Raw genomic sequence first — 2,576 nt, forward strand, 5'->3', positions numbered from 1 at the left:
AAGGAGGAGGGCATGGAACCGCAGGTGGTGATGATGATGCCCCTCTTGGTGGGTCTGGACGGCGTTAAGAAGATGAGTAAGAGCGCCGGAAACTATATCGGCGTTCATGATGCCCCCAATGACATGTTCGGCAAGATCATGAGCATCAGCGATGATCTGATGTGGAACTACTACGATCTCCTGAGCCGGGCCAGCATTGCTGAAATTCAGGGCTTTAAGGACGGCATAAAGAACGGGACGGTAAATCCCCGGGATGTGAAGGTAAGACTGGCCAAGGAGATTATTGCCAGGTTCCATTCCGCCGAGGACGCTGACAAGGCCGAGGCTGATTTTGTGGCGCGGTTCTCCAAGAATGCCATTCCCGATGATGTTCCCGAGGTGTCTCTCAGTCTTAACGGCCGGGAATCCGTGAAGATCGGAGTGTTCCTGAGAGAAGCCGGCCTTGTGGCCTCCTCCTCCGACGGCCTCCGCATGGTGAAGCAGAATGCCGTGAAGCGCGATGGCGCGGTGATTTCCGATCCGGCCTTCCTGGTGGAGCCGGGCACTGCAGTCTGGCAGGTGGGAAAGCGCCATTTTGCGAAGGTGACGCTGTCTTAACGCAGTCTCTTGTTCAATCATCCTTCTCTGTTGCAGTTTAATGCTAACCCCGAGGATGACGAAGAGCATAAAAAGAGGGCAAAACGTTTTGGTTTTGTCCTCTGTGTTTTTCGGGACAGTTTTTTTGAGCTCCTCCTGAAAGCTCCGCTCAGAAAGAGAACTGAAGCGGGATGGCAGCGCAGCCGTCTTTGCTGTAATGCTACTTTTCTTCAGTGCTGTTCTCTTTCTCATCATTCATGATTTTAAGAACATAATGGGTGCTTCTGCCGTTCCCACAACGCTCCAGAATATTGTTTTCCAGAAGATAGTTGATAGCCCTGATTGCGGTATCCTGCGAGCACTTGCAGATTTTGGCCCATTTCCCTGAAGTTAGTTTTCCTTCAAAACCGTCCAGCAGCATGTTAACGATTTTTTTCTGATTATCATCAAGTGCCACACTGTTGTATTTCTGCCAGGCTAGAGCCTTGATTACGGTTTTATCAATAAGCTTTAAGGATTCCTGCAAGGATTCTCCCAGAGTTTTTAAAAACCACAGCAGCCAAGCAGTGATATCCAGATCTCCTCTTCCGGCTCGTTCCAGCATCAAATAATATTCCTTTTTATTCTTGGCAATCTGGCGGGAGATGCTGTAAAAACGGAAGGGGGATTTGTCAGCCCGGGCTAACATAAGCTCAGTTATCGCTCTCGCAACTCTGCCATTCCCGTCTTCGAAGGGATGAATAATTACAAACCACAGATGCGCCAGAGCCGCCCTTATAAGAGGATTTCCGCTGGATCTGGCAATCCATTTCAGAAACTCGTTCATGAGGGACGGAAGCCTTTCCGCATCAGGAGCCTGGAAATGCACCTTATACCTGCCATGCGCTGAGGAAACTACCTGCATGGGGCCCAGTTTATCATCACGTAACGCCCCGGTTTTAATGCGATACCTGCCATTAAAGGCCCCGGGGAAAAATGCTGCCTGCCAGCCGCACAGTCTCTCCAGGGTCAGTTCAGCATCATAATTGCAGCGGGCATCCATCATCATTTCCACAATGCCGTCAACATAACGACTGCTTTTCGTTTGCGGCACAGAGGAAATATCAAACTTACGGGCAACCGATGAGCGCGCTTCCTGATAATTCAGCTGCACTCCTTCAATCATGCTGGAATTAACGATCTCATCCGTCATGCTTTCCAGAACGACCTCCTTCTGAAAAGCAAAGTTCAGAGAATTCATTTTTCCGAGAATGCTGCCCATCAGAAAAGCGATCTCAAAAAGCGGTTTTGCTAACTCGTGTTCGTCCCATCTGAAGTTCGGCCATTCCTGATTGTCGTAGATGTACATAGAGCCCCGCAAAGATCTGAAAGTGCTGTTTCTTAACATGGAATCTCCGCAGTATTTGCGGAGATTAGCAGTAGTTTGCTTCGCAATTTTTGCGGAGATTAACCATGGTATTCTCCGCATAGGCAGAGGAGAATAAATTCAGATCCCAACTGTCACCGCCATAGAGAACGCACCACCATGAAGAGCGCACCACCATGAAAAGGCGCTGTCATTATTGCTTTTATCAGCGTCAATCGAGTTTCGGGATGTTCTTTTCCTGACCTTTATCTTCCCTTGCTTTGCTCCATGTCCTCCGGTTAGCGGCCTTTTTCCGGAATTTCTTGCGTTGCTCTTCAAAAGCAAGCCAGTTTTCTTAAAAGGCCGGGAAAGACGTGCTATATTCAGCAGGCTTATGCGGGATGTTTCCGGTATTCCGGGCTTCCTGTCTGTTCCGGCCCCGTTTTGTTTGCCGCCGGGCTTTAACGTTTTATGACAGCTGGCACTCTTTTTGCTTAATACCTGATGCCGGGAATAATGCGGCGTTATGGAGAGAGTTAGAGTCAAATAACAGACGGAGCAGATTATGAGTAATACAATAGATGCCGGTTCCATCCTGATGAATATGAACAGAATGCGTCTTGAGGCCGGCGGCGCCGAGACCCTCCATAGCCTT

2 protein-coding genes are annotated in these 2,576 nt (G+C 49.1%); one reads left to right on the top strand and one right to left on the bottom strand.

Translation table 11 applies throughout. From position 1 onward, the window contains the following. Positions 1–597, top strand: a 597-nt coding sequence (tyrS, locus tag ACJROR_RS05115; RefSeq protein ID WP_406546154.1) for a tyrosine--tRNA ligase, incomplete at its 5' end; no start/stop codon positions are given. A gap of 199 nt (positions 598–796) precedes the next feature. On the opposite strand, the gene ACJROR_RS05120 is transcribed toward tyrS, so the two are convergent. After that, positions 797–1,963 (bottom strand): Fic family protein, encoded by a 1,167-nt coding sequence (locus ACJROR_RS05120; RefSeq protein ID WP_406546155.1) that lies wholly within the window; start codon positions 1,961–1,963, stop codon positions 797–799. Positions 1,964–2,576: the final 613 nt, after the last annotated feature.

Origin of the sequence: Succinimonas sp. (genome assembly GCF_045225735.1) — a bacterium.
Taxonomy (GTDB): Bacteria; Pseudomonadota; Gammaproteobacteria; order Enterobacterales; family Succinivibrionaceae; genus Succinimonas.